Origin of the sequence: Candidatus Methanosphaera massiliense, from assembly GCF_028890305.1 — an archaeon.
Classification (GTDB): Archaea; Methanobacteriota; Methanobacteria; order Methanobacteriales; family Methanobacteriaceae; genus Methanosphaera; species Methanosphaera massiliense.
This window is the reverse complement of record NZ_JARBXM010000001.1, coordinates 1411553-1435928: the sequence shown is the minus strand read 5'-3', so window position 1 is coordinate 1435928 and position 24376 is coordinate 1411553. Positions and strand designations below refer to the sequence as shown.

General features: G+C 29.1%; 18 protein-coding genes. 10 read left to right on the top strand and 8 right to left on the bottom strand.

Going from position 1 to position 24376, the window contains the following annotated elements:
• The first annotated feature begins 48 nt into the window (after window positions 1-48).
• Entirely contained in the window at window positions 49-5751 is a 5703-nt protein-coding gene (locus OTK55_RS06910; RefSeq protein ID WP_274871435.1) for a C1 family peptidase, read from the top strand.
• Between the two features lie 12 nt (window positions 5752-5763).
• Entirely contained in the window at window positions 5764-6453 is a 690-nt protein-coding gene (locus OTK55_RS06905) for a hypothetical protein (protein WP_274871434.1), read from the top strand.
• A 252-nt stretch (window positions 6454-6705) separates the two neighbouring features.
• Here the strand turns inward: OTK55_RS06905 and OTK55_RS06900 are convergent, their stop codons facing one another.
• Together OTK55_RS06900 and OTK55_RS06895 are read right to left on the bottom strand one after the other, a co-directional pair.
• Window positions 6706-7356 carry a transposase gene (locus OTK55_RS06900; RefSeq protein WP_274871432.1) on the bottom strand — a complete coding sequence of 217 codons (651 nt, stop codon included), beginning with the start codon at window positions 7354-7356 and terminating at the stop codon, window positions 6706-6708.
• Window positions 7357-7532: 176 nt separating this feature from the next.
• Entirely contained in the window at window positions 7533-8021 is a 489-nt protein-coding gene (locus OTK55_RS06895) for a helix-turn-helix domain-containing protein (protein ID WP_274871431.1), read from the bottom strand.
• Between the two features lie 300 nt (window positions 8022-8321).
• Here OTK55_RS06895 and OTK55_RS06890 point away from each other — a divergent pair, with 300 nt between their 5' ends.
• From OTK55_RS06890 to OTK55_RS06880, 3 genes are read left to right on the top strand one after another with little or no spacing between them, the layout of a single operon-like run.
• Window positions 8322-9935, top strand: coding sequence for a CTP synthase (locus OTK55_RS06890; RefSeq protein WP_274871430.1), 1614 nt, complete (start codon window positions 8322-8324; stop codon window positions 9933-9935).
• A 45-nt stretch (window positions 9936-9980) separates the two neighbouring features.
• Window positions 9981-11108 carry a prepilin peptidase gene (locus OTK55_RS06885; RefSeq protein WP_274871429.1) on the top strand — a complete coding sequence of 376 codons (1128 nt, stop codon included), beginning with the start codon at window positions 9981-9983 and terminating at the stop codon, window positions 11106-11108.
• Window positions 11109-11573: a class III signal peptide-containing protein gene (locus tag OTK55_RS06880; protein ID WP_274871428.1), complete on the top strand. Its 465-nt coding sequence runs from the start codon at window positions 11109-11111 to the stop codon at window positions 11571-11573. It begins immediately after the preceding gene.
• Window positions 11574-11616: 43 nt separating this feature from the next.
• On the opposite strand, the gene cysE is transcribed toward OTK55_RS06880, so the two are convergent.
• Entirely contained in the window at window positions 11617-12396 is a 780-nt protein-coding gene (gene cysE, locus OTK55_RS06875; RefSeq protein WP_274871786.1) for a serine O-acetyltransferase, read from the bottom strand.
• Window positions 12397-12799: 403 nt separating this feature from the next.
• Here cysE and cysK point away from each other — a divergent pair, with 403 nt between their 5' ends.
• Window positions 12800-13759, top strand: coding sequence for a cysteine synthase A (gene cysK, locus OTK55_RS06870; protein WP_274871785.1), 960 nt, complete (start codon window positions 12800-12802; stop codon window positions 13757-13759).
• A gap of 279 nt (window positions 13760-14038) precedes the next feature.
• Here the strand turns inward: cysK and OTK55_RS06865 are convergent, their stop codons facing one another.
• Window positions 14039-15487 carry a flippase gene (locus OTK55_RS06865; RefSeq protein ID WP_274871426.1) on the bottom strand — a complete coding sequence of 483 codons (1449 nt, stop codon included), beginning with the start codon at window positions 15485-15487 and terminating at the stop codon, window positions 14039-14041.
• Between the two features lie 134 nt (window positions 15488-15621).
• On the opposite strand from OTK55_RS06865, the gene OTK55_RS06860 reads away from it, so the two are divergent.
• From OTK55_RS06860 to OTK55_RS06845, 4 genes are all read left to right on the top strand, one after another.
• Window positions 15622-17094: a class I adenylate-forming enzyme family protein gene (locus OTK55_RS06860; RefSeq protein WP_274871424.1), complete on the top strand. Its 1473-nt coding sequence runs from the start codon at window positions 15622-15624 to the stop codon at window positions 17092-17094.
• Window positions 17095-17257: 163 nt separating this feature from the next.
• On the top strand, window positions 17258-17974 hold the full coding sequence (locus tag OTK55_RS06855; RefSeq protein WP_274871422.1) for a metal-dependent transcriptional regulator: 717 nt from the start codon (window positions 17258-17260) through the stop codon (window positions 17972-17974).
• A gap of 121 nt (window positions 17975-18095) precedes the next feature.
• Window positions 18096-18257, top strand: coding sequence for a rubredoxin (locus tag OTK55_RS06850; RefSeq protein ID WP_274871420.1), 162 nt, complete (start codon window positions 18096-18098; stop codon window positions 18255-18257).
• 244 nt (window positions 18258-18501) lie between these two features.
• Entirely contained in the window at window positions 18502-19416 is a 915-nt protein-coding gene (locus OTK55_RS06845) for a 2-phosphoglycerate kinase (RefSeq protein WP_274871419.1), read from the top strand.
• A 174-nt stretch (window positions 19417-19590) separates the two neighbouring features.
• Here the strand turns inward: OTK55_RS06845 and OTK55_RS06840 are convergent, their stop codons facing one another.
• The 4 genes from OTK55_RS06840 to OTK55_RS06825 form a co-directional block, all read right to left on the bottom strand.
• Window positions 19591-20823 carry an FprA family A-type flavoprotein gene (locus OTK55_RS06840; protein ID WP_274871784.1) on the bottom strand — a complete coding sequence of 411 codons (1233 nt, stop codon included), beginning with the start codon at window positions 20821-20823 and terminating at the stop codon, window positions 19591-19593.
• Between the two features lie 371 nt (window positions 20824-21194).
• Window positions 21195-21569: a desulfoferrodoxin family protein gene (locus OTK55_RS06835; RefSeq protein WP_274871417.1), complete on the bottom strand. Its 375-nt coding sequence runs from the start codon at window positions 21567-21569 to the stop codon at window positions 21195-21197.
• 42 nt (window positions 21570-21611) lie between these two features.
• Window positions 21612-22184 carry a rubrerythrin gene (gene rbr / locus OTK55_RS06830; protein ID WP_274871415.1) on the bottom strand — a complete coding sequence of 191 codons (573 nt, stop codon included), beginning with the start codon at window positions 22182-22184 and terminating at the stop codon, window positions 21612-21614.
• 280 nt (window positions 22185-22464) lie between these two features.
• Complete coding sequence (locus OTK55_RS06825) at window positions 22465-24270, bottom strand: DUF2070 family protein (protein ID WP_274871414.1); 1806 nt, start codon at window positions 24268-24270, stop codon at window positions 22465-22467.
• Window positions 24271-24376 lie beyond the last annotated feature (106 nt).

Here is a 24376-nt window from a genome sequence, read left to right as displayed (position 1 = left end):
AACATCAATGATAATTGGTGGGGTGTCAATAACCCAGACTTTAAAATAGTGACTAATAATATTGTTCCTGAAACATGGTACGTCATGCAAGTAACAAATACAATAACAAATAATACACGAAAAATAAAAATAACACTAAACACATTAAACACGGGAAAAGTAATAAAATACACACTACCAACACGCCAATTAATAATACAATTATCTGGGACTACTAAAACATATAATATCCAAGATAACCTTGAATACATTACAACAAACTTAGAAGATGAAATAACTACTAAAATAGACAACCAAATAGTTCCATCAAATACAAAATTAGAACCAGATTTCAAATCTAATAATATAACAGTAAAACCAGGTAGTACAATAATATTAACAGCACATATTAATAAAGACATAACCGGAAAAACATGCATAAAAATAAATGATGTAACACTAAAAGATGAAAATAATCTCCCTTTATACATCAGACCAGATAATGGATTAATACAACATAAATTCACAGTACCATTCACATGGACAGGAATTTACAAAGTAACCTTTGTATATGGTGGAAACAGCAAATATCAGGAAAAAAGAATAAATATAAACATGACAATAGCATCAAAAAACCAAACAATAGAAAAAACAATAATTTCAACTAAAAAAAATCCAATAATAGAATCAAATGATCAAATAGCAATACCTGGAAAAACAATCATATTAAAAGCAAAAATAAACAACGATATAACTGGAAATATTACAATTAAAATAGATGGAACAACAATATCTTCAGTAATAATTAATAAAGGAACAATTCAGTATAACTATAAAGTTCCAACAACATGGAATAATTCCTATTATACTATAAAAAAAGTTCAATACACTTATAAGGGTAATTCAAATTATAATGCAAAAACAATCAATACTAACCTATATATACAACAAAACAACAACACATTCGACTTAAGGAAATATCATCTTGTAACTGATGTTAGAGATCAGGGAGCTAGTGGTAGTTGCTGGGCTTTTGGAACATACGGCGCACTAGAATCAAACATATTAAAATCATTAAATAAGACCATAGATTTATCTGAAAACAATATCAAAAATATTATAAGTAAAAATTCATACGATGGAATAAATAGGGAGCCTAACACTGGACGATCAGCATTAAGCAGTATTAGTTATCTCATAAGTTGGTTAGGACCAATAAAGGAAAACAGAGACCCCTACGATGAATACAGTATATTTTCACCAACATTAGACCCTGACTTACATATTCAAAATGTAATATTTGTACCAGACAGAAAAAATTGCACAGACAATAACCTAATTAAAGAAATGATTCTAAAATACGGTGCAGTAGAAACAGTAATCTATGCACAATTCGATGGAGATAACTGGTATTGTAATAATCCCTCATTAGGTACTACACACTCTGTAGCTATCATAGGATGGGATGATAATTATAGTAAAAATAACTTTGAATACAATGGTACTAGACCAGAGGGTAATGGAGCGTTCATAATAAAAAATAGTTGGGGTAAAAATTTCGACAAAAAAGGATATGTTTATATTTCATATTATGATAAAACACTTGCAGGAATAAACATACAAAACAATAGGAATAATTATGTATTTGTATTAAATGATACAGTTAATTATTCAAATATATACCAAAATACCAAGTTATCAGGTGATGCTATAGATTTAAATTATTCTAGTACTGTCTGGGTTAAAAATAATTATGAATCATTAAATAATGAAAGTATAAAAGCAGTGGGAACCTTTTTCCTCAATCCTTCAAATTGTACAATTTACATCTACAAAAATAATAAGCTTCAATACATACAAAATAACACGATAAAATCAATAGGCTATAAAACAATAGAATTAGATTCAACCATACCATTAGAAAAGAATGATAATATTACCACAGTCGTAAAAATACAAAATATTGATAATTTTCCTACATACATAGTAGTTCAGGATTTAATTGAATCAATAAACAAATCATATACTAATAATTCATATATAAGTACTAATGGTAATAATTGGATTCCGTTATCTCAATATAAATATATTGCATGTTTAAACACATATACCATAAAAACAAATCAGAATATCAAAGTTAATACAAGTTTAAATAACACAACATTAGAAGTAACAACAAAAATAATCTCAAATAACATAACAAATGCAACAATAAACTTCTATATAAATAATAAGCTAGTTAAAAAAATCACTAATATAAAAATAAATACAATAACGACTAATTTAAACTTAAGTTCAATAGATTCTAGAAATTTAACATTATGCGTTCAAGTAATAAACAAGAATGAAATAATAAATCAAACATTAACAATATATAAGCCAGGTAATTATACAAAAACACAAATACTTACTGCAGCAAATAATTTTAGAAATTTTGTTTCAAATAATAATAGATTACCTAACTATGTAACAGTAAAAGAAGATAAATTATCAGTAAATGATTTCCTATACTTAACATGTAAAACTTTATATAACAGCTCAATAATCACTTTAAATAATAATTATTTCCATACAAAAACTACAACCACGACAAACTGTTACTATGAACAAATTAACAAGGAGGATTACCTTAAAATTGCTAAAAATATAATAGAAAGTTATGAAATATATGGTACAAATCCTGATAAAATTACATATGATACTTATAATCTAAGCTTTGAGGATGCAGCCTACTTGTTTTCAGGAATTAGTCAATTTGAAAAAACTAATAGTAGACTTCCAAACTATGCAACTGTACGTGACTATCAAGTATGTTATAATCGACAATCAATAAACATTACTACAGCATCAAGAACATGTTATGTAAATGAAACAATAACACTAATTGCAAACTTCACATACCTAAATAATCATAAAGTAAATGGATTAAATGCAACATTTATCATAGATGGTGTGACAATAAGTACAGCACCTATAATTAATGGAGTAGCAAAAATAACATACACTCCAAAAACAGTGAAAACATCAAATCTATTGATAAAAACTTTTAGAACAACAGAATATAACTCTGCTAATACAACCGCTACTTTAAACATGATAAAAAAAGCAACAAAAATAATTTCAAATTCTTGGATAATAACAAACAATACAATAGTTAACATAACAAGTACAGTTAAGGATGCAAATAACCATACAATAACACAGGGTACATTAAATTATACAATGAACAATCAAAAAATAGGATTATCAAAAATAATAAATGGTACATCAAAATTATCATTCAAAGTAAATACGACTGGAATAAATAAAATAACTATAACATATAATGAAAATGATTTATGCAAGGGATCTAATTTAACTGTGTACTTAAGAATAACAGAAAACATGAAGAAATACACGTACAGCCAAGTTCTTGAAAGTGCTCATTGGACAAAAATAAATATTAAAAATAATAAACTACCAAATAATATAAACATAACAAATGAAAATATAACAACAACAGACTATCTATTCTTACTATGTAATCTAGTAACAAATAATAACACATATTACAATGGTAAATTCAATAATACAACAACATACACAACAACATCCTGCACACAAACCACAATAAATAAAACAGAATATAAATCACTGGCAAATATCCTATTAAACAGTTATAAAACAATAGGAAAAACTCCAACAATAATAAAAAGTAATTTTGGATATTTAAGTTACAATGATACTATATACTTATATACACAAATAGTCGATTATTTATACCAAAATAAAAAACTGCCTGAAACAATAAAAATAACAAGTCTAACAAAAACATCATGCGAAACACCAATTGACTATAATATTACAATACCCTGCTATACAAACATAACGTTGCCAAATGTGATAAAAACAAATAATACTCAATATGATAAATATATAATAAAAACAGGAACTAATGGAATAATCAAAATACCTAACACGAGAATAATAAACATTACCTTTACAGAAACAAACAAAACATACACCCTAAGTAATAAAAATATAACTAACTCTATTCATAATCTAGGAAAAACTGCATGTTTCATAACAAAAGATGGAAAAATGAATTGTAGCATAACCTATCCATCAATAAAAGAAGGATTACTAATATACACACAAAACGATAACATAATAATCAAATATCATAATAACTTAATAAACAACATAAACCAATTTAGCATCATATCTAGCGCAATAAGTAAAACATATGATAACAATAGTTTACCAAGAATTAATAATTCATTATATGCAGAACAAATGATTATAAATGTAAATAATAAAAATAGGACAAAAATACTATTTACAGAAGGAATTAACTACGATGACACAGGACTAAAATATCAAATATATAAACAAACAAAACAAACAGCAAACTTCGAAACAATAACATATACAAAACTAATGGCTAATTATCCAAGGATTAATTACACAACTACAAAGGAAAGAGTGAATTATTCCTCTAACAAATTACTTAAAAATAATCTTACAGAATATATTTTAACACAGTTCCAATGTAACAGACTACAAATATCTAAACAAGAAAAAATTAAATACCAGAATTCAATATACAATAAAACAATAGACACAATACAAACATATACAGCTACAAAAATAAAAATAAACAACACAATCATAGATGAATGGATAAATAAAAATTCAACATACAAAAACAATGCAATATACCAAACATTCTATAAAGGACTAGAATTCCTATACCTAGCAGATACATTTGCAAATACTATAGAAAAAATAACAAACACCAATACATCATGGTACAGAAACACAACAACAATAATATTAACATACACAAACACTAATAAACTAGACTTAGAAGTACTGGACTCCTCACTAGCAATAACAATACAAACAACAAACAACACGAATAAACAATCCTTTGAAAACATAATCAAAATAGTAATTCCATTAATATACCAACAAACCATGAATTACACGGAAATAAACCTAACAGACATATTAGAAAACTCAAACATGTCACAAGTATTATATAATTTCACGGAAAGCTCACCAATCAATAACACACCAGCACCCACAGTAAATGGAACAGAAATCATAGACAGCATTAGTGATTATAGTAAGAGTGATTTATATAAACAATGGAATAAAGATGAAAATGAAACCATACTAGGATTTAAATTAGATTCAAAATGGGCACAGTACGAGCAAATGATAGGTAATGTGCTAATCACAGCAGGATTTATATTAATGCCAGCAATAGGACCCTATTCTTTTCCATTAATTGCAACAGGACTATTCTTAGATGCTGATGGAAAAGGATGTTTTGCACAAGAATACAATATGAGTAGATATGGAAGAGTGCTGATAGATACACTTAATGATTATAGTTTTGGTGAATTAGGCGTATTTGGTAACGTAGTATTCCATGGGGCTATAACCTATGTCGGTGAATCATTTCTTCAAGCAACAACAGGGAAAACAGATGAAGAATTAGGAATAGATATATTCTTAAATTCTCTTCCTAGCAAATCAACAATGTTGGATAAAAACATGGTAAAAAGTATTAAAACTGTGATAAAAACAGATGAATCAAAAAGAACAATAATAAAAATTCTTGAAGGAGATTATAAAATTAATAAAGAAAATACTATAATATCCCTGATAACATCTTACGTAGTTGCTAATGAAAAGTTAGGATCTAAAATGTTAAAAGACTCATTAAAAATTCTGATTAATCATATCAGTCCTTCTGAGAATAGGAGCGAAACATTAACTTAAATGGAGGTTTTAATGATGGATATCGTGTATCGTATTTTTATCTTATGGTTTATTATACTTATTGGATATATTGTATTTGTAAAAATCATAAGTAAACTTAAAGTTATGGATAAATTTAGATCATATATGTACTCTCACCATGATATTAAACTTATAACAAACCCTAGTGTTAATTTTATCATTCATATGGGTATTTATTTCACAATATGTGTTATTCCATTATTATTTATAGCATGGCTATTTGTTGGTCTAATGACTTTCGGATTATCTATATTATATCTTGGTTTAGGTATTTATTTCAGACCTCATATTTTTAGTGAAGAATCTGTTTATGACGAGCCAGTAGATTTTGGTGTAGCAGGTATTCCCCGGACTCATAGTGGAATCAGTACTGATGAGGAGGATTTAGTATGTATCGGATATTATGAACTAGTTTATGAACCTCTAGCAACTTTGGGTATATGTTCATTGTTTATGGCTATCCAGTCAATTAATTTTATGACTCATTTTCCATATAATATATGGTTGTTTATATTGCTTTTATTTGAGTTTTTCAATGTTACATTGTTAATTTTTCCTGAAAAAGTTAATGAACACTTTGAATATGATATTAGATCCCAGAAAGGTTATTCAGTTTATGGACCTCTCAGTATCTTTTGGCAATTAATGCCAATGATTATATGGATGTTTAGTCCAAAATAATATATTTTCTCTACAAAATCATATTATTAATATACTTAAGAAAAAATAGTATTTTAAAAATAATATAATTCCTCTATAACGGAGTTATATAAAAAAAGTGTGATTTTCAAAGAGTCTTTTTTTTATTTTTTTTTTACAGGATTATTATTTTTTTTATTATATTATTTTTAGAAAATTATTATTTTAGAGTTAATTTCAGGGTATTTTAAAAATCATTTGGTGTTCAGATATTAGTTCCATTATTATAGTATTTTACCAAATGTTTATACCTAAATATTCATTAACCCATTTTGTGTAAAATGATGTTAAATGAACTATTTTATAGAATTCATCTTCAAATATTTCTATTAATTTGTTTAAATTTTCATACATTGATTTATATATTTTAGATTTAATTTTACGCCATACATCTTCAATTGGATTTAAATCAGGGCAATATGGTTTTAAAAAGATTAAATTTATGTTCAATATTTCACAGGCTTTTTCAACAATTTTAGCATGATGTATTCTTGCGTTATCTAAAATAATATTTATTCTTTTTTCTTTTGAGTTTATTTCCATTATTTTTGGATTTGATAGGTTATTCAGTAATCTTAATCTTTTTTCATACCCTATTTTTCTTGAATTGTTGTTGTCTTCTTTCCTGCAAATCTTTTGAATTTTTTCTATGGAAATTTGTTTGGAATTGTCATTATATAGTTCATCATTGATTTTATTTATCAAATCCATTTCATTTAGTGATTTAGAGGATAGATATTTTTTTATTTTTTCATCAGATAAGTTTTCATTGTTTATTGCATCTTTGATTAATTGTTTACCTAATCTATTAGTCATGTTTTCAATACGGTAATGGCATAAGGTAATTACAAAGTGAAATGCATTGTTTTTTGTATTTACCTCCATATATGAGTTGCAATTGATTCCTTGAAATCCAGTTACATTTATTCCAAATTTTACTGGATGTTTTGTTTGTATATTTTTTTCTCCAGGAGCATATAATATTCTTGTAACATTTGGAACATTTTGACAAGATGTTTCATCTAAAAAAGCAAAATATTCTGTTTGTATGTCTGTTGTCTTTAGTTTTTTTTAAGATCTTCTTCAGGATTCTTAGGACGTGTGTTGTATTTAATGAATGGTTTTCCATAGTTTAAATTTAATTTTTGTCTTGTAATAACCCATACTTGCTTCTCACTATATGTTATACCATATTTTTCTTTAATTAAGTTTCGTACATCTTTTAAATTATATTTCTCTTCATTTCCAGTTATGATTTCATTCAATTCTTTTAATTGTTGATCAGTTAAATATGATTTTCTTCCACAATTGGAATAATTTGAAAATAAACCATCAACGCCATTTTCATTATATTGTTTGACCCAACGTTCGCCTGTTTTTCTTGAAATATTAATGTTTTTTGAGGCTTTAGCAATACTTTCACCATTTGCAACCATGTTAATTAACAAAAGACGCCTATAAACATTGTAATATTCCTTGTACTCTTTCAGCATGTCTGAAATTTCTGAAAGTTCTAAATGTTTTTCAATTTTATTATTAAATTTTTCCATGAATATATCTTTATAATTCATTAGGTATAAACTTTTAGTAAAAAACTATAATTATTTTTTTTAGATTATCTTTATTTATTCATGTTGTTTAGATTTATATTAGTATAATGTTTCTATTTTTTATGAATACTTTTTTCTAAAATAGTAAATATAAGTTGAGAGAAATATTTAATTAATATTAAATAATTAATTTTTACAAAGATTTATATTAAATATTGAACATAGTTTTAGTATAATTATTATTGTATTGTTTATTAAAATAATAATTATATTGATAATATTATAACATTTAGGGAAGAGTTGATAATTTTGTCAAAGTATATAGTAGTAACTGGTGGTGTAGTTAGTTCTATTGGAAAAGGAATTACATCTGCATCTATTGGTAGAATTTTAAGGTCTTATGGAGTTAATGTAACAGCAATTAAAATCGACCCATACCTCAACTGGGATTCTGGTACTTTAAATCCTTATCAGCATGGTGAAGTATATGTAACTGATGATGGTATGGAGTGTGATCTTGATCTTGGTCATTATGAAAGATTTCTTGATGTGAAACTATCTGGAAAGGCTAATATTACAACTGGTAAAGTTTATTCATCTGTTATTGAGAAGGAACGAAAAGGTGAATATCTTGGGTCCTGTGTTCAGATAATTCCTCATATTACTGATGAGATTAAATTGATGATCAGGAATGTTGCCAAAAAAACTAAGGCTGAGGTTGTCATGGTTGAAGTTGGTGGAACTGTTGGTGATATTGAGAGTCAGCCTTTCATTGAAGCTGTGAGACAGCTTAAGAATGAGGAGGGTCATGATAATTGTATGTTCGTACACGTAACATATGTACCATACTTGAAGGCTGCAAAGGAATTTAAGACAAAACCAACACAGCATAGTACTAAGGAGCTTAGAGGTCTGGGAATAAATCCTGATATGATTGTATGTAGGTCAGAGTTAGCATTAGACCAGAATATTAAAGAAAAAATTGCACATTTCTGTGATGTGCCAATAGAAGCAGTGATAAACACTCCTGATGCTCATTCAATCTATGAAGTACCATTAATAATGTACTCTGCTAATGTGGGTAGTTATGTGTTAAACAGATTGAATATTGATGCACCGGCAGAAAAAGCGGATCTCTATGAGTGGAGTCAGATTGTAGAGGACTTGAAAATTGAAACTCCGAAAGTTAAAATTGGAGTTGTAGGTAAATATATTGAATTAGAGGATGCATATATTAGTATACGTGAGTCATTAAAACATGCAGGTGCATCTAATAAAGTTAAAGTTGATATTGACTGGATAAAAGCTGATAATGACTTTAACCTTGATATTCTTGATGAATATGATGGATTACTTATACCTGGTGGTTTTGGTGAAAGAGGTATTAATGGTAAGATTGAAACGGTTAAGTATGCTATTAGGAATAATGTTCCGATATTTGGTATCTGTCTAGGTTTACATGCTATGACAATAGCTCTTGCACAGCTTAATGGTTATCCTGATGCTAACAGTACAGAGTTTGATGAAAATTCCACATGTCCTGTTATTGATATGATGGAAGAACAGAAGAAGATTAAGAATATGGGTGGTACTATGAGACTTGGTGCATATCCATGTACTATTAAAGAGGGAACTCTTGCATATGATGCATATAAGGATACTAATATATCAGAAAGACATAGGCATAGGTATGAAGTAAATAATGAATACAGGGATTTACTTGAGAAATCTGGTGCTGTAATATCAGGTACTTCTCCTGATAACTTCTTAGTGGAAATGATAGAGTTGAAGGATCATCCATGGTTCCTCGGATGTCAATTCCATCCAGAATTTAAATCCAGACCTAATAAACCACATCCATTATTCAAGTCATTCATTAAAGCTGCTAAGGATAAAAAACAGAATAAAATATAATTTATCTCTTCCCTTTTTTTTAATATTTTTTTTTAGAAGTAAGTTATGGATATATTAAATTTAATAAAATTTTTTGGAATAACAATTTTAGTAATCTGTTGTATAATTGCAACATATACCGATGTTAAATATGGTTTAATACCTAATAAGTTGACAGTATCTGCAATCATTGTGGGATTAGTGCTGGTTACTTGTTATTATCTATTGACTGGTAGTTTTAACTTATTTTATTACTTGTCTGTAGTATTAGTTTTCATATTTTCTTATATCCTGTGGATTTTAGGTGTGTGGGCTGGTGGTGATGTCAAGTTATTCACTGCAATATCTACACTTTTAACACCTGATTTTATGGATATTATTCCAGGGTGTTTCTTGTTTAATATTAGGTTACCTTTGGTTTCTAGTGGCTTTAGTATACCTACGTTATGGGTTATTGTTAATAGTATATTTTCAGTAGTGCCACTATTAACCTGTGTAATTAACTATACTATTATTAATAAAAAGCCTTATTTAATTAAAAAGTTAACTGATACTATTAAAATAAGTGAGTGTTTAAAGAGTTTAAATCTATTAATCATTGGGTATTGGATTTTTTCATTATTAAATATAGATAATCCTATAATAAAAATAGTGTTTATGCTATTATTCACATTATTAGTTGAAAAGATAATAGGTGATAACAGAAATTTCATCATCTTAACATCCATACCTGTAATTTCACAGCAGGTGTATACTGGCCAGTTAATATCTTATATAATAGAATTTATTATCCTGGAATTTATTTTAATCTTTAAAAATCTGATAAGTACTGGTATAGTTAGTGAAGTATTCACTGATTACTATGATGTAAATGAATTAGAGGAGGGAATGATTTTATCAAATCCCTTATATTCTAGTAATGGTAAATATTATTTTTCTAGTTACTCATTGAGAAATAATTTAGGAAACTTGTTTAATAAATCTGAAGGTAATAGGATAATTTCTAATAATGCTGCTGGATTAAATAATGAGGATATAGTGCTGTTAACTACTCTTAGTAATAGTAATATGATTGATAAGATTCCTATTAAGAGAGCTTTACCTTTTGCTCCATTTATATTATCAGGATTGATTCTGACATTAGTGTTTGGAAATACAGGTATTCTTATAATAAAATTGATGGAGTTGATCTAATTGGATAGAAGAGGTCAGGTTGCCATGGAGTATATGTTAATATTCTTTATTGTGCTTATTATTCTTTCAACAATATCAGTTCCTCTTGTTAGTGATGAAATTAATAATGTCAATGATGTGGCTAGCAGTGTTAAGGCTAAGAATATGCTGGTTAATATAGCTGGTACTGTTAACATGGTTTATTCATCGGATTATGGTAGTGTACGTACTATTAGTGTGGATTGTCCTATAAAATCCAGAGTTTATTATAAATCTATTAGTAATAAGCATTATATTTACACGTATGTGTTACTGTCAGATAATTCTACAAAAGAGGTGAGGGTTCAGGTTCCTTGTAAGGTTAGTTTTAATAATAATCCTGGTTATTATTATTCTTATCTTAATAAGCGCTGGTATTATAATACGGAGGTTAAATGGATTAATTCATCTAAGGGGTATGATAGTGTTAATGTGTATTTTAAATAGAAAAAGGTTAGGTGAGGAGTTAGATGAGGGGGAATATAGTTTGTTATTTTTCTTCTTTTTTTTCTTGTTTTTTATGTAATTCTTCACAGACATCAGTATTGTCAGCTAAATCCTTTAGTTCTCTGTACATTATTTTTCTATCTTCTGCTGAACGGTTTTCATGGTATACTATTTCTTCTAGGTCTTCTTGTCTTTGTATTATTGAGTTTAGTATTTCTGTTATTGGGTCTGGTATTTTTCCGTGTTCTAGGTCGTGTGTGCGTTTGTTTTGTTTTTTGATGGAGTCTAATGTTTTTCCTGGTATTCCTACTATGGTTGATCCTGGTGGTGCTGGTTTTGTTACTACTGATCCTGCTCCTATTTTACAGTTGTCTCCTATTTCTATGTCTCCTAGAACTATTGCGTTTGTTCCAACTACTACGTTGTTTCCTATTGTTGGATGTCTTTTTTTATCTTCTAGGCTTGTTCCTCCAAGTACTACTCCTTTGTATAGTAGTACGTCGTCTCCTACTATTGTGGTTTCTCCTATTACTACTCCCATTCCGTGGTCTATGAAGAATCTTCTGCCTATTGTTGCTCCGGGATGTATTTCTATTCCGGTTAGAAATCTATTTATATGTGATATAAACCTTCCGGTTAGGCGGTGGTCTCTTATCCAGAACCAGTGGGCTATTTTGTGTAGCCATAGTGCGTGTAATCCTGGATAACATAGTATGACTTCTATTGTGCTTTTGGCAGCAGGATCATTCGAGAATACGGTTTGTATATCTTCTTTGATGGTATCAAACATTTTTTGCTCCTCTTTATTATATAGAAATTTGATTTTTTTATTATTAGTAATTTGTTGTGATTCTATTATATACTATGTTCACATTGTTATAAAATATTCTTTCTTTTTTATTGAATAATTAATTAATTAACATCGTTAATTTTATATAGTTTGTATTTTAAATTTAATTATAAGTATTATTTTCTAATTATGAATTTAATTATTTTTTTATGATGAAGAATATAACAATAGTTATAAAAATATAACAATAGTTATATTTATATAGTCATAAAACATAACTATTATATGAATATGATATATTAATAAATTAAAATTAACATTGTTAATTATTTGTTATTAGCAAAATAACACAAAAAACAAATTAATTTAAAATAATCAAAATAAAAATAATAATATACTAAAAGAAAAAATAAAAAACGGAAGTGAAAACATGGCAATAGAAAATATAAAAATACTCAAAAAGCCTATTGCAAATGATATAACAGAAACAATAGGAAACACACCATTAGTAAGATTAAACAAATTAACAGAAGGAATAGATGCAGAAGTACTAGTAAAAGTAGAATCCTTCAACCCTGTAAGCAGTGTAAAAGACAGAGTAGCAGTAGCATTAATAGAAGATGCAGAGAAAAAAGGAAAAATAAACAAAGATACAACAATAATCGAACCAACAAGTGGTAACACAGGAGTAGCACTCGCATTTGCAGCAGCAGCAAAAGGATACAAACTAAAAATAGTATTACCAGAATCATTCTCCATAGAAAGAAGAAAACTCGTAAAAATATTCGGAGCAGATCTAGTACTAACACCAGCAGCAGACGGAATACCAGGAGCAATCAAAGAAGCTGAAAGATTAAACAATGAAATAGATAACTCAATTATCCTACAGCAATTCGAAAACCAGGCAAACCCAGAAATCCACGAAAAACTAACAGGACAAGAAATACTAAAAGACACAGACGGAAATGTAGATATACTAATATCAGCAGTAGGAACTGGTGGAACAGTAACAGGTATTGCAAGAGCAATCAAAAAAGAAAACCCAGACTTCAAAGCAATAGCAGTAGAAGCAGCATCATCCCCAGTACTCAGTGGAGGAGAAAAAGGCTCACATAAAATACAGGGAATCAGCCCAGGATTTGTAGCAGAAACAACAGATCTTGACGTAATCGATGAAATTATAACAGTAACCGATGAAGATGCTGGTAACGGTACAATAGCATTAGCACAAAAAGAAGGTATACTTGCAGGTATATCATCAGGAGCAGCAGTACACGCTGCATTAGAAGTAGCTAAAAGACCAGAAAACAAAGGAAAAACAATAGTTGCAATACTTGCAGATACTGGTGAAAGATACCTTAGTGTTGACTGGTTATCAAAACTCTACTATGAATAGAATTTAATTATATGCAAGTATTATATCACCAATTTTATTATACTAACCCCCAACCTCTACTCCCACTATTTTCATTACATAAGGTAATGATTTAACAATATGACTAAATAAAAGCTCATAAATTAAATTATCCTAATTTATCACCTAACAAAAAGTAATATTAACGTATTTGAATATCCTAAAAAAAGTATTATAAAAAAAACTACACTTTAATGTAGAAAAACGGAAAATTAGGTAAAGAATATAAATCCTATCTTTATCTAACAATATTATTTTTTTTCATCTATTTCTATTTCTGAATTTATCAATAAAATCCAGGACTATCTCACGATCATCTCTATTAATTCCACCAGTAATTAGAAGAGCCACAACATATACTATAGCAGCTACAGGAACAGCTGCCAGGAAAGTTAAATGAGGATAAACAATAGCTATTGTCATAATAATATTAGCAAGTACTATTTGTATCACAGGTTTAACTGATTTACGTGGAGATATGCTGTACTCTGTTCTTCTAAGTGTTAATAGCATTAATAATAATATCACAAATTCTGTGCATACTGTTGATACACTAGCACCAATATAAGAAAATTTCATTATCATAAACGTATTTAGAACTACACTGAACATTGCACCTATAGCAGCTATTTTTGTAGCAGTGAATTGCTTATTAATTGCTCCCAGTAATGTTGAACAGGTGCTGCTTAGGAACATGAAAACACCAGCCCATATTAGTATTGTTAAAGCATTAGCTCCTACCACATACTCACTACCATAGATTATGTATATAATGTCCTTTGAGTATATTGCTGATCCTATTGCTATTGGTAATCCTAGCATTAGCATATATTTCATTAGTTTATGATATACATTTGCTAGTTCGTCCCTGTTTTTTATGTATAAATCACTCATTACTGGGAAGATTGCATTTGATATTAATGTGAATATAGCTGAGAATACAAGCAGTAGTTTCTGTGATGAGCTGAATAATCCCACTGCATAGCTTCCTGATAGAAATGTTAACAGGATTAGAGCTATCCAGAAGTATATTGATGTGAATACTGATGTTATACCAAATGGTATTCCTTTGACAAATAATTCCTTTATGAATGATTTATCTAATGATATGCTAAGTCTAGGGTAGTGTTTATATGTGATGTATAGTGAGTATGAAAATGATAATACTATTGCTATAGGGTATCCTGATGCTACTACTTTCACATCTCCATGGATATATATTAGAAGTAGTATTATTAACAGCACTGATACACTATAAATCACGTTACCTATTGTCTGGTATTCCATCTTCTCATTACTCTGGAATAATGAGTATAAACATAATGTTAATGAGTTAAATACCATGTATAAACCAAATAATAGCATTACATCAGTTTCCACTGGATTAAAGTGGCTCATCAGTATGAATATTGTATATATACCTAGTGTTATCAGTGAAAACACTACCCTTAAGAAGAATACTGTACCGAAGTATACGCTAGTACGCTGTTTATCCCGTGACACTTCCCGTATAGCATATGTTGCAAGTCCGAGGTCACAAAATATACCAAAAACACCAACAAGTGATGTTGCTGATGATATAATACCATAGTCATAGGTTCCAAGATATCTAGCTGTAAATAGTGTTAGAATGAAGGTCATTAAGTTATTAATTATACTAGCTAGTATCAGTAACCCTGAATTCTTTATTATTCTTGTTGTTACATTCATGTTATCATTGTAGTCTATAGTTAGAAAGATACTAATTTTTAGAAATAATTTATTATAATATAATTATGTGTATAACTTAATATAAATTAATTAGATATATAATAATAGATTATAAATGGAAGGAACTTATTTTTATGATAAATATAACGACTTTTTTAGATGCTAATGCATGTAGATTAGACAAACCAGTATATTATAATATAGATGAAGAAATGAGATATAGTTCAAGAGATATACTAGGAATCATATCAGAAATAGGAAGAAGATTAATAGATTTAGGAATAGAAAGGGGAGATAGAGTATTAATATATCTAGATAACAGTCCGGAATATCTATTTTCTTTTCTTGCACTATGGCGTATAGGTGCTGTTGCAGTACCAACTAATAGGATATATACAGTTCCTGAACTACAATACTTCATTGATGACTCTGATGCAAAACTAATAATAACCGACCAAGAAATGGATGAATTATCAGTGGATTCCTATATAATGCCTAACATGAATGAATATAAGGATGCACCAATACTGGAAGCATGTAATACAAGCTGGGATGATGTATGTCAACTACAATATACTAGTGGAACAACAGGTAAACCAAAAGGTGCAATGCTAACACATGGTAACTGGTTTAGTGCAATACAAAATGAATGTGATGTACTGAAAATGGATCATAACAGTGTCATGTTCTGTATATATCCAATGGCACATGTAGGAATATCATGGGCAATATCAGCACTAAGAGCAGCAGCACTATGCATAACCAAAAACAAGTATACATTCGAGGAATATCTTGACATAATATTTAAAAATCAAGTAACACATGCAACAGGAATGCCGCCAGTAATACATTCCATAGTATCTAATCCAGAACTAGTAGGAAATAAATTATACACAGTAAAAAGCATAATATCAGGTGGAGGACCATTACATAAGGAAATATGGAAGAAATTCTATAAAAAATACGGAATACCAGTACTAAATGCTTACGGTTCATCAGAAACAATAGTAATAGGTACAGGAACTGTAATAAGACCGGAAGACTATGCATTTGCTGATAGATTTGAAAGTGTAGGTCATCCAGTATGCTTTAGTGAAATAAAAATTGTGGATACAGATGACCCAGAAATTGAAATGGAAAGAAATAAGCCAGGAGAAATTGCATTACGTGGACCATCAGTAGCACTAGGGTACTGGAATAAACCAGAGGCAAACAAGAAAACATTCCTAGAAAATGGATGGTTCTTAAGTGGTGATATCGGATATATTGATGATGATAACAGATTATTTATCACAGACCGTAAAAAAGATATGATAATCATGTCAGGATGGAAGATATATCCAACAGAAGTAGAAGAAGTATTGCTTCAATATGATAAAATAGATGAAATAGCAGTATTCAGCATACCTCATGAGCATAGAGGAGAAATACCAGTAGCAGCAGTAATATGGAAAGACGAGGAAGATGTCAGCGGATTACTAGAATTTGCAAGAAAAAACCTTGCAAGATATAAAATACCTCGTAAAATATACTCAACAGATACATTGCCAAGAGTAAATGGTTGGAAATTACTTAGAAGAGAACTAAGAAAGCAGTTCTATGAATAAATTCTAGTTCAGTATATCTTTACTATAGAATAATATTCACTTCTATTATTAGTTAAAAAATATATAATAGAATTTGTTTAATATAGTAATATAGAAATTCAAATAAAATGATGTAGAATATCAATAATAAATTAAGTATATATCTTGTGGAATGTGTTAAAAAATGCATGGAAAACAAATAAGTGAAAATGTAGAAGAATATCTTGAAACAATCTACAAAAAAAGTCTTAAAGATAACATGGCTAAAACCACGGAGATATCTAAAGATTTAGACATAGCTCCAGGTAGTGTAACACAGATGCTTAAAAAATTAGAAGAAGAGGGCTATGTTAACTACTACCAATATAAAGGAGTTAAACTTACTGATAAAGGATATAAAATTGCAAGAAGCATTGTACGTAAACACAGATTATTAGAAACATTCCTCTATGAGATATTGGGAATTAATATAGAAGATTTACATGAACAGGCATGTGCAATGGAACATTCATTATCCGATGAGGCAGAAAGAAAAATCTGTCAATTACTCAACTATCCAGACCAGTGCCCAGATGATCATAATGTAATTCCAGTATGTAACCTTAACGTTTCAACCTGTTATGAATGTTCACAGATATCTGATATCTCAGAAATACCAAAAAGAATAGAAAATCTAATAGCTGTGGGAAACATGATGCCGAATCAAAGGGGTAAAGTAAAATTTATCAGAGGAGACAAAGATAAATTACAAAAATTATTAGATTTAGGCATTACATTAGAGACAGAAATCACCTTGTTGAATTCAACACCTTTAAATGGACCTGTTAATGTATTAGTTGAATCAAAAGAAGTTAACATAGACAAGGAATTAGCATATAATATCTTTGTAGATATACAATAAGAATATTCATTTAAAATACATAGACTGTTAAAAATATTATTAAGGTTAAAAATAAAAACTTTAACTATATAAATAAAGAGAATAAAACCTATTAGTATAATAATATTTAGGAGGATAAAATATGGTACAATATAAATGTATGTTATGTGGATGGGTATACGACTCAGAAAAAGGAGATGCTGCCCACGGAATTGATGCAGGAACATTATTTGAGGATTTACCAGATGACTGGAAATGTCCTTTATGCGGTGCATCAAAAGACATGTTTGAAAAAGTAGAATAGATGTAATGAGAATTTAAATTCTATTACTCTTATTTTTTTTATAAGCTTATTTTAACTAATAATTATTACTTGTTCTAATATTTTTACATATTTTATATTATTACGTTCTATCTTGTTTTATATTCAATAAAAAATTTTCATTAAACCGTTATTTTTAATAAACTAAATAATAACCTTTAAATTAAATAATAATCAAATATAATATTGATATTTATTAATTAAAAAATAGCTAAGGCGGTGAAGAATGTTATTAGTTGAAGGTGAAATTGGTGGAAAAAAATATCGAGAACCATTTTCAAAAGGAATACTCTCTAAATCATTGACACGTTCAGAAGTAGACCCGGAAAGAGCATACAAAATAGCAGCAGAAATAGAAGAATCAATCAAAGAAGACGGTACTACTGTAATTTCATTAACAGATTTAATTCAAAAAGTAAAAGAAAGATTAGAAAAGGAAGATCCGTTATTAGCAAAGAAATACTTAACATGGAAGGAAATCAGAAGGTCTGAGGATCCGTTAATAATATTGATAGGAGGAGCATCAGGAATAGGAACATCCTCTATTTCTTTTGAATTAGCAAACAGACTTGGAATTAAAAACATGTTAAGTACTGACATGGTAAGGGAAGTAATGAGAAAAATCGTTTCTAAAGAATTATGTCCAACATTATTTGAATCAAGTTACACAGCTGCAGATGCACTTACAACACCTGCACCTCCAGAGTTTGATAGAACTTTAATCGGATTTAAGGATCATGTTACTACTGTAAATGTAGGATTGACTGGTGTAATAGAACGTGCTCTAAAGGAAGGTATTAGTATAGTTATTGAAGGAGTTCATATAGTTCCAGGATTTGTTAACGAGGAATTACTAAGTAAACCTAATGTATATCTATTTGTCTTATCATTATCTGATGAAGAAGTACATAAAAGTAGATTTTATTCAAGGTGTCGTCAATTATGGGCACGCAGACCATTAAAAAGATATCTTAAAAACTTCTCAGCTATAAGAAAGACACATGATTACATTGTTGGAGAAGCTCATAAACATAACACTCCGGTTATCGAGAATATTGAGGTAACAAATACTATTGATACAATGATTGAGGAAATCATTAAAGAAAAACAAAGAGAAACTTTAGAAAACGATGCAGATTAATTTCTTTTTACTCTTTTTTTTTAAAATCATCTTATTTTTATTAAATTAAATATAATTATCAGATTAATACTTATTTTGTAATTATAAAATTAATTCTAATTTTTTAAACAAATTATTTGTATAAAATAGTTTTATTTATTATAAGAAGGTGAGGGGGATATAAATATGTTATATTTACATCTTTTTCATTTCTTCTGCAATTTTTACTCCTAAATCGAAGCATTTTTCTAGTTCTTCATCAGTAGGTACATAGTTGATTTCTAGATTGTCAACCATTTCAAATCCTGCTGCTGCCATTTTATCATTTAACCATGCAGGTCCGTTTCCACCCCATCCGTATGAACCGAATGTTGCTCCTAGTCTTTTGATTCCAGTTCTTGCAAACTGTAATTCATCAGTGTATAATAATACATCTGCTATACTTGGGAATACTTTGTTGAATAATGTTGGAACTCCCATGAGTACTGCTTTACTTTCAAGCATATCTTTTACTGTTTCACTTCTTTCATCTTCTTTGAGGAAATGCATTTTTACATTTACTCCCTGTGACATTAATCCTTCTGCAATTGCATGTGCCATGTATTCAGTTGAGAAGTGCATTGTATCATATACGAGTGTTGCTTGATCTCTTTGACATACTCCACTAGCCCAGTTTTGGTATGCTGTGATAATTTTCATTGGTTCTGTCCAGATTTGACCGTGTGATGGTGCAATTGTTTTAATTTTGTCTAGTAATCCTAGTTCTACAATTTCATTTAATTTTTTGTTGAGTAATGGTGTTAATGGTGTTAATAGGTTTGCATAGAATTTTTGTGCTGCTTCCATTAGTTCTGATTCTGGTACTTCGTAGTCGAATCTGTCCATTTTACATAAGTGTTGTCCAAATGCATCGTTAGAGAAGAGTATTCCTTCTTCCTGTAAGAATGTGAACATACTGTCTGGCCAGTGTAACATTTTTGCATCCATGAATGCGAATGTTTTGTCTCCTACTGTTAGTGAATCTCCGGTTTCCACTGTTACAAATTCTGCATCTGCTAGGTCAGGGTAGTGTTTTATTAATCCTGGTTTTGCTATTGGTGTACAGTAAATTGGTGCATCAGGGAATTTTGCATGTATCTGTGATAATGCTCCACTGTGATCTTTTTCTACGTGGTTTTGTATGATGTAGTCAATTTTCATTTCTTTTCCTTCAGCTTCGAATGCATTTTGGATTCTTCCCCACATTTGTGCTGAGTATACTTCTCCTGGGTATACGTTATCAATTAATACAGTTTTATCTCCACAGAATACTAGGAATGCATTGTATGTTGTACCATTTAATGTGTATCCGTGGTATTCTCTTCTGTCCCAGTCAATTGTACCTACAAAATATATATCATCTGCAATTTTTGGTGCTTTTGCTTTTATTATCATATTTTCATTCTTCCTTAAGTTTTATAGGAATATTCACTATTCACTACTAAAATAATATTTATTTTATTATTTATATTTTTATTGAAGATTAATCTATTAAGAAATATTATTTTGATTATAATTAAGATTATACCATAATTTAACATGTAAGAAGTGCTGTTAATTGATATTGATAATTATTTTTATAATAAAACTTTAAAATAGTGTTATATAGGGGTTATTTACTGGAAAACGAGTATATAGAGTCATATAGAATATAAATCTTGTTTAGTAAAAAATTATCTTAGTATAAATAAATAGTGTAATAATTCATGATTAAATAATTAGTTTTAAAAGGGGGGTTATAGGAGATTAATATTCTATACTTAAGATTGCCATAGGCCGTGTTTAGTACAGAATTCTCTAGCTTTTAAATCTGTTGCTTCTGGTATTTTGAATGTTGCTTCTGGTTTATCTCCCGGATTTAAGTATTGTTTATGTACTTGACCATCAGCAATTAGTTCAATAACAGCAATGTAGTGGTCTTCATCCATTGGATGTTCTACTTCTCCAACTTTTACATTGTATCCGTCATCTACTCTTGTGATTACAGGTTTGTGTTTAGCTTCTCCTTCTCCGCTGGTTTTTGCTTCTTCAATGTTTAAGTTTTCTACGTTTACTTCTGGTCCTGGGTAAATTAATTCTAGAAGGTTTCCACTGTTTTTACATCTTACTATATCAGTGTAATCAAAGTTAGCCATTTGTTCATGCTCCTTAATATTTTATATTTACTATTTTCTTATTTAGAAGTCATCTGTTAATTTTTCAAAGTAACTGGATGGGTGTTCACAGATTGGACATTTTTCAGGTGGTTTTTCTCCTTTGTATACAAATCCACATTTTCTGCATACCCATGTGATTTCTTCGCTTCTTTCGAAGAATGTTTTTCCTTCAACCATTGCTAATAATTTTCGGTATCTTTCTTCGTGGTGTGATTCTACTTTTCCAATGTTTCTTAATCTTGCTGCTACTGCAGTTAATCCTTCTTCTTCTGCTACATCTGCAAATTCTGGGTACATTGATGTTGCTTCATCGTGTTCTCCAGCTGCTGCTGATGCAAGGTTTTCTGCTGTAGTTCCATAATCTAAGCATACGTCTGTATCAATTGTTACTGCGTCTATGTCTTCTTTTAATTCTTGTATCATTTTGAATAATACTTTTGCATGTTGGAATTCGTTATCAGCTGTTAATAAGAATATTTCTGCTATTTTTTCGTATCCTTCTTTTTTTGCTATTTTAGAATACATTGTGTATCTGTTTCTAGCTTGACTTTCTCCTACGAATGCTTTTGATAAATTTTCTAATGTTTTTACCATTTAAAATCACCTACTGTTTTTAAATATATTTTATTTTGAAATAATATATATTTTAGTATAATACTATTTATCAATCTCTCATGTATTTAAATATTGTTATATTTTATTTTTTTATGTATTACATTTTTTATTATTTTAGTAATAATTTTTAGGTTGTTTAATATTATCCTTTCTTATATTTAAATTGATTATAATATAAGTAGTTTTTATATAAATTTTATAATATATATTTTTTAGAATATATAAAAATAAATAAAAAAAGTCATGGGGGATGAAAACATCAGAATATCCATAGTATTGTAATTATTGCTGCCACAAAGAATACAAATGGGGCAAGTATTTTACTTATAGATAATACGGATGTTATTGTTGTCATTAATTCTGTTGAATTGTTAGGGCCAAGTGTTTTAATATTTATTCTTGATGTTCCTGATGCAACTTCTACGTATTCAAGGTCATTTACTGCTTCAGGTATTAATTTTAGTATTGCATTGATAATTTCCTCGGAGTGTTTTTCACCAACTGTTACTCCTCCACCGGATATTGTGTTAACTAGGTGTGTGTCAGTTGTCATTACTTCTATCATGTCAATGTCGGGGTATTTATTGTTGATTGTTTTTATTATTTCTTCTCTGAATCCCTTTTTCATGTTATTTCCGTCAATTACTACATATAACATTCTCTGAGTATCTACTTCAGTTAACATTAATTTAATTCCGCTCTCACCAATACCGTCCTTTACGGGTATTTCATTAAGAGCATCATATGCATATCCCATTTTTATAGGATATTCTTCTGGTTTTTTTATCTGTTTTATTGCATCCTCTAATTGTATTACACGGTTATGTCCTGGTAGTAATCGATCATAGTTTCCTTCCAGGCAGTTATGACAGTCAACAAATACTACATCATCTGCTCCTGTTAAGTATTGTGCTTCATACATTAATGTTTTTCCTACTCCGTAATCTATATCATCACCAGGATTTGGTGCGAAGGTTGTTAGTAGTATAAGTCCATTATTAAAGAATTGTGCTCCTACTTTCGCATCTCCTGCTTGATATCTCTGGAATTTACTTGCTGTTTTACTATATATCAGATCTTTTAGTATATTATTAATAGAATCTGTAACTTTCTGTATTTCACTTTCCTTTACAGGATTAAAGTCATGAGTTGCTGCTCCATGTGCTATTATTGCAAAGTCATCTAATTGATTTGCTACTATGGTAGGTAAGTTTCCTCCACCTATTGAACCAACAGGTCCTGGATGTACATGTGGTGATATGTAATTTGCTTTAATTCCCTTACTTGTTCTGAAGCTAATAAGACTAACACTAGTATCAATAGGTTCTCCCATAACATTAAATATCTCTTCCATTGCATTGGAACCTTCAGTAATTTGAGCTATAAATAAGCTTAATAATTCTAATCCTCCAACTCCAAGATTATTTTTTATAGGTGTTTGAACAATAGATATAAAGGCATAAACTGCTACTGCTAAAACAAATGCTCCTATTATAGCTTTAAGATATAATGATAGTATTGCGCTGGCACTTGTTGTCACTGTCACATAATTTATCAGTACTAGCATGCTGAGTATTAACACTGGTTGTATTGCTGCTATAACTACTCCTTCTATGTATCGTATGTTTGATGTTGACCATAATACTAGTACTTCTATTGCAAATGCGAATAAGACGCCTAATAATAATATGTTAAGGGTCAATGAATTGTGAAATATTACTGAAAGAATTGATCCTATTAAGTAGAATATGCTAGGTATTAAAGTTCCTACAAATGCTACAAACATTGCTTGTTTTAGTTTCATATGACGTTTATGTAAATGATTTATAGACCCGTGTATGATTCCACCTGAAGCAATTCCTGTAAGTCCTAATAGAAAAAAGGCTGTAGTACCTTCACTAAAAACTGAAAATACCATTGCATGTGCTGAAGGGTTAGGTTCCAGGCATCCTACAAAACAACCCGATAGAAAACTTACAATTATTATTAGAAATACTGATATTTCAGTTTTCGGAAGTGAAATCATATATTTAGTGGCATCCATAATTCTATCTGAAACGGCCATTAAATACCTCCCTATAATTTATATTAGTATTTATTATATGTTATATTAAATTATTTATTTTATTTCTATTCAATACTAATAAAAATATATTATCTGTAAAAAACAT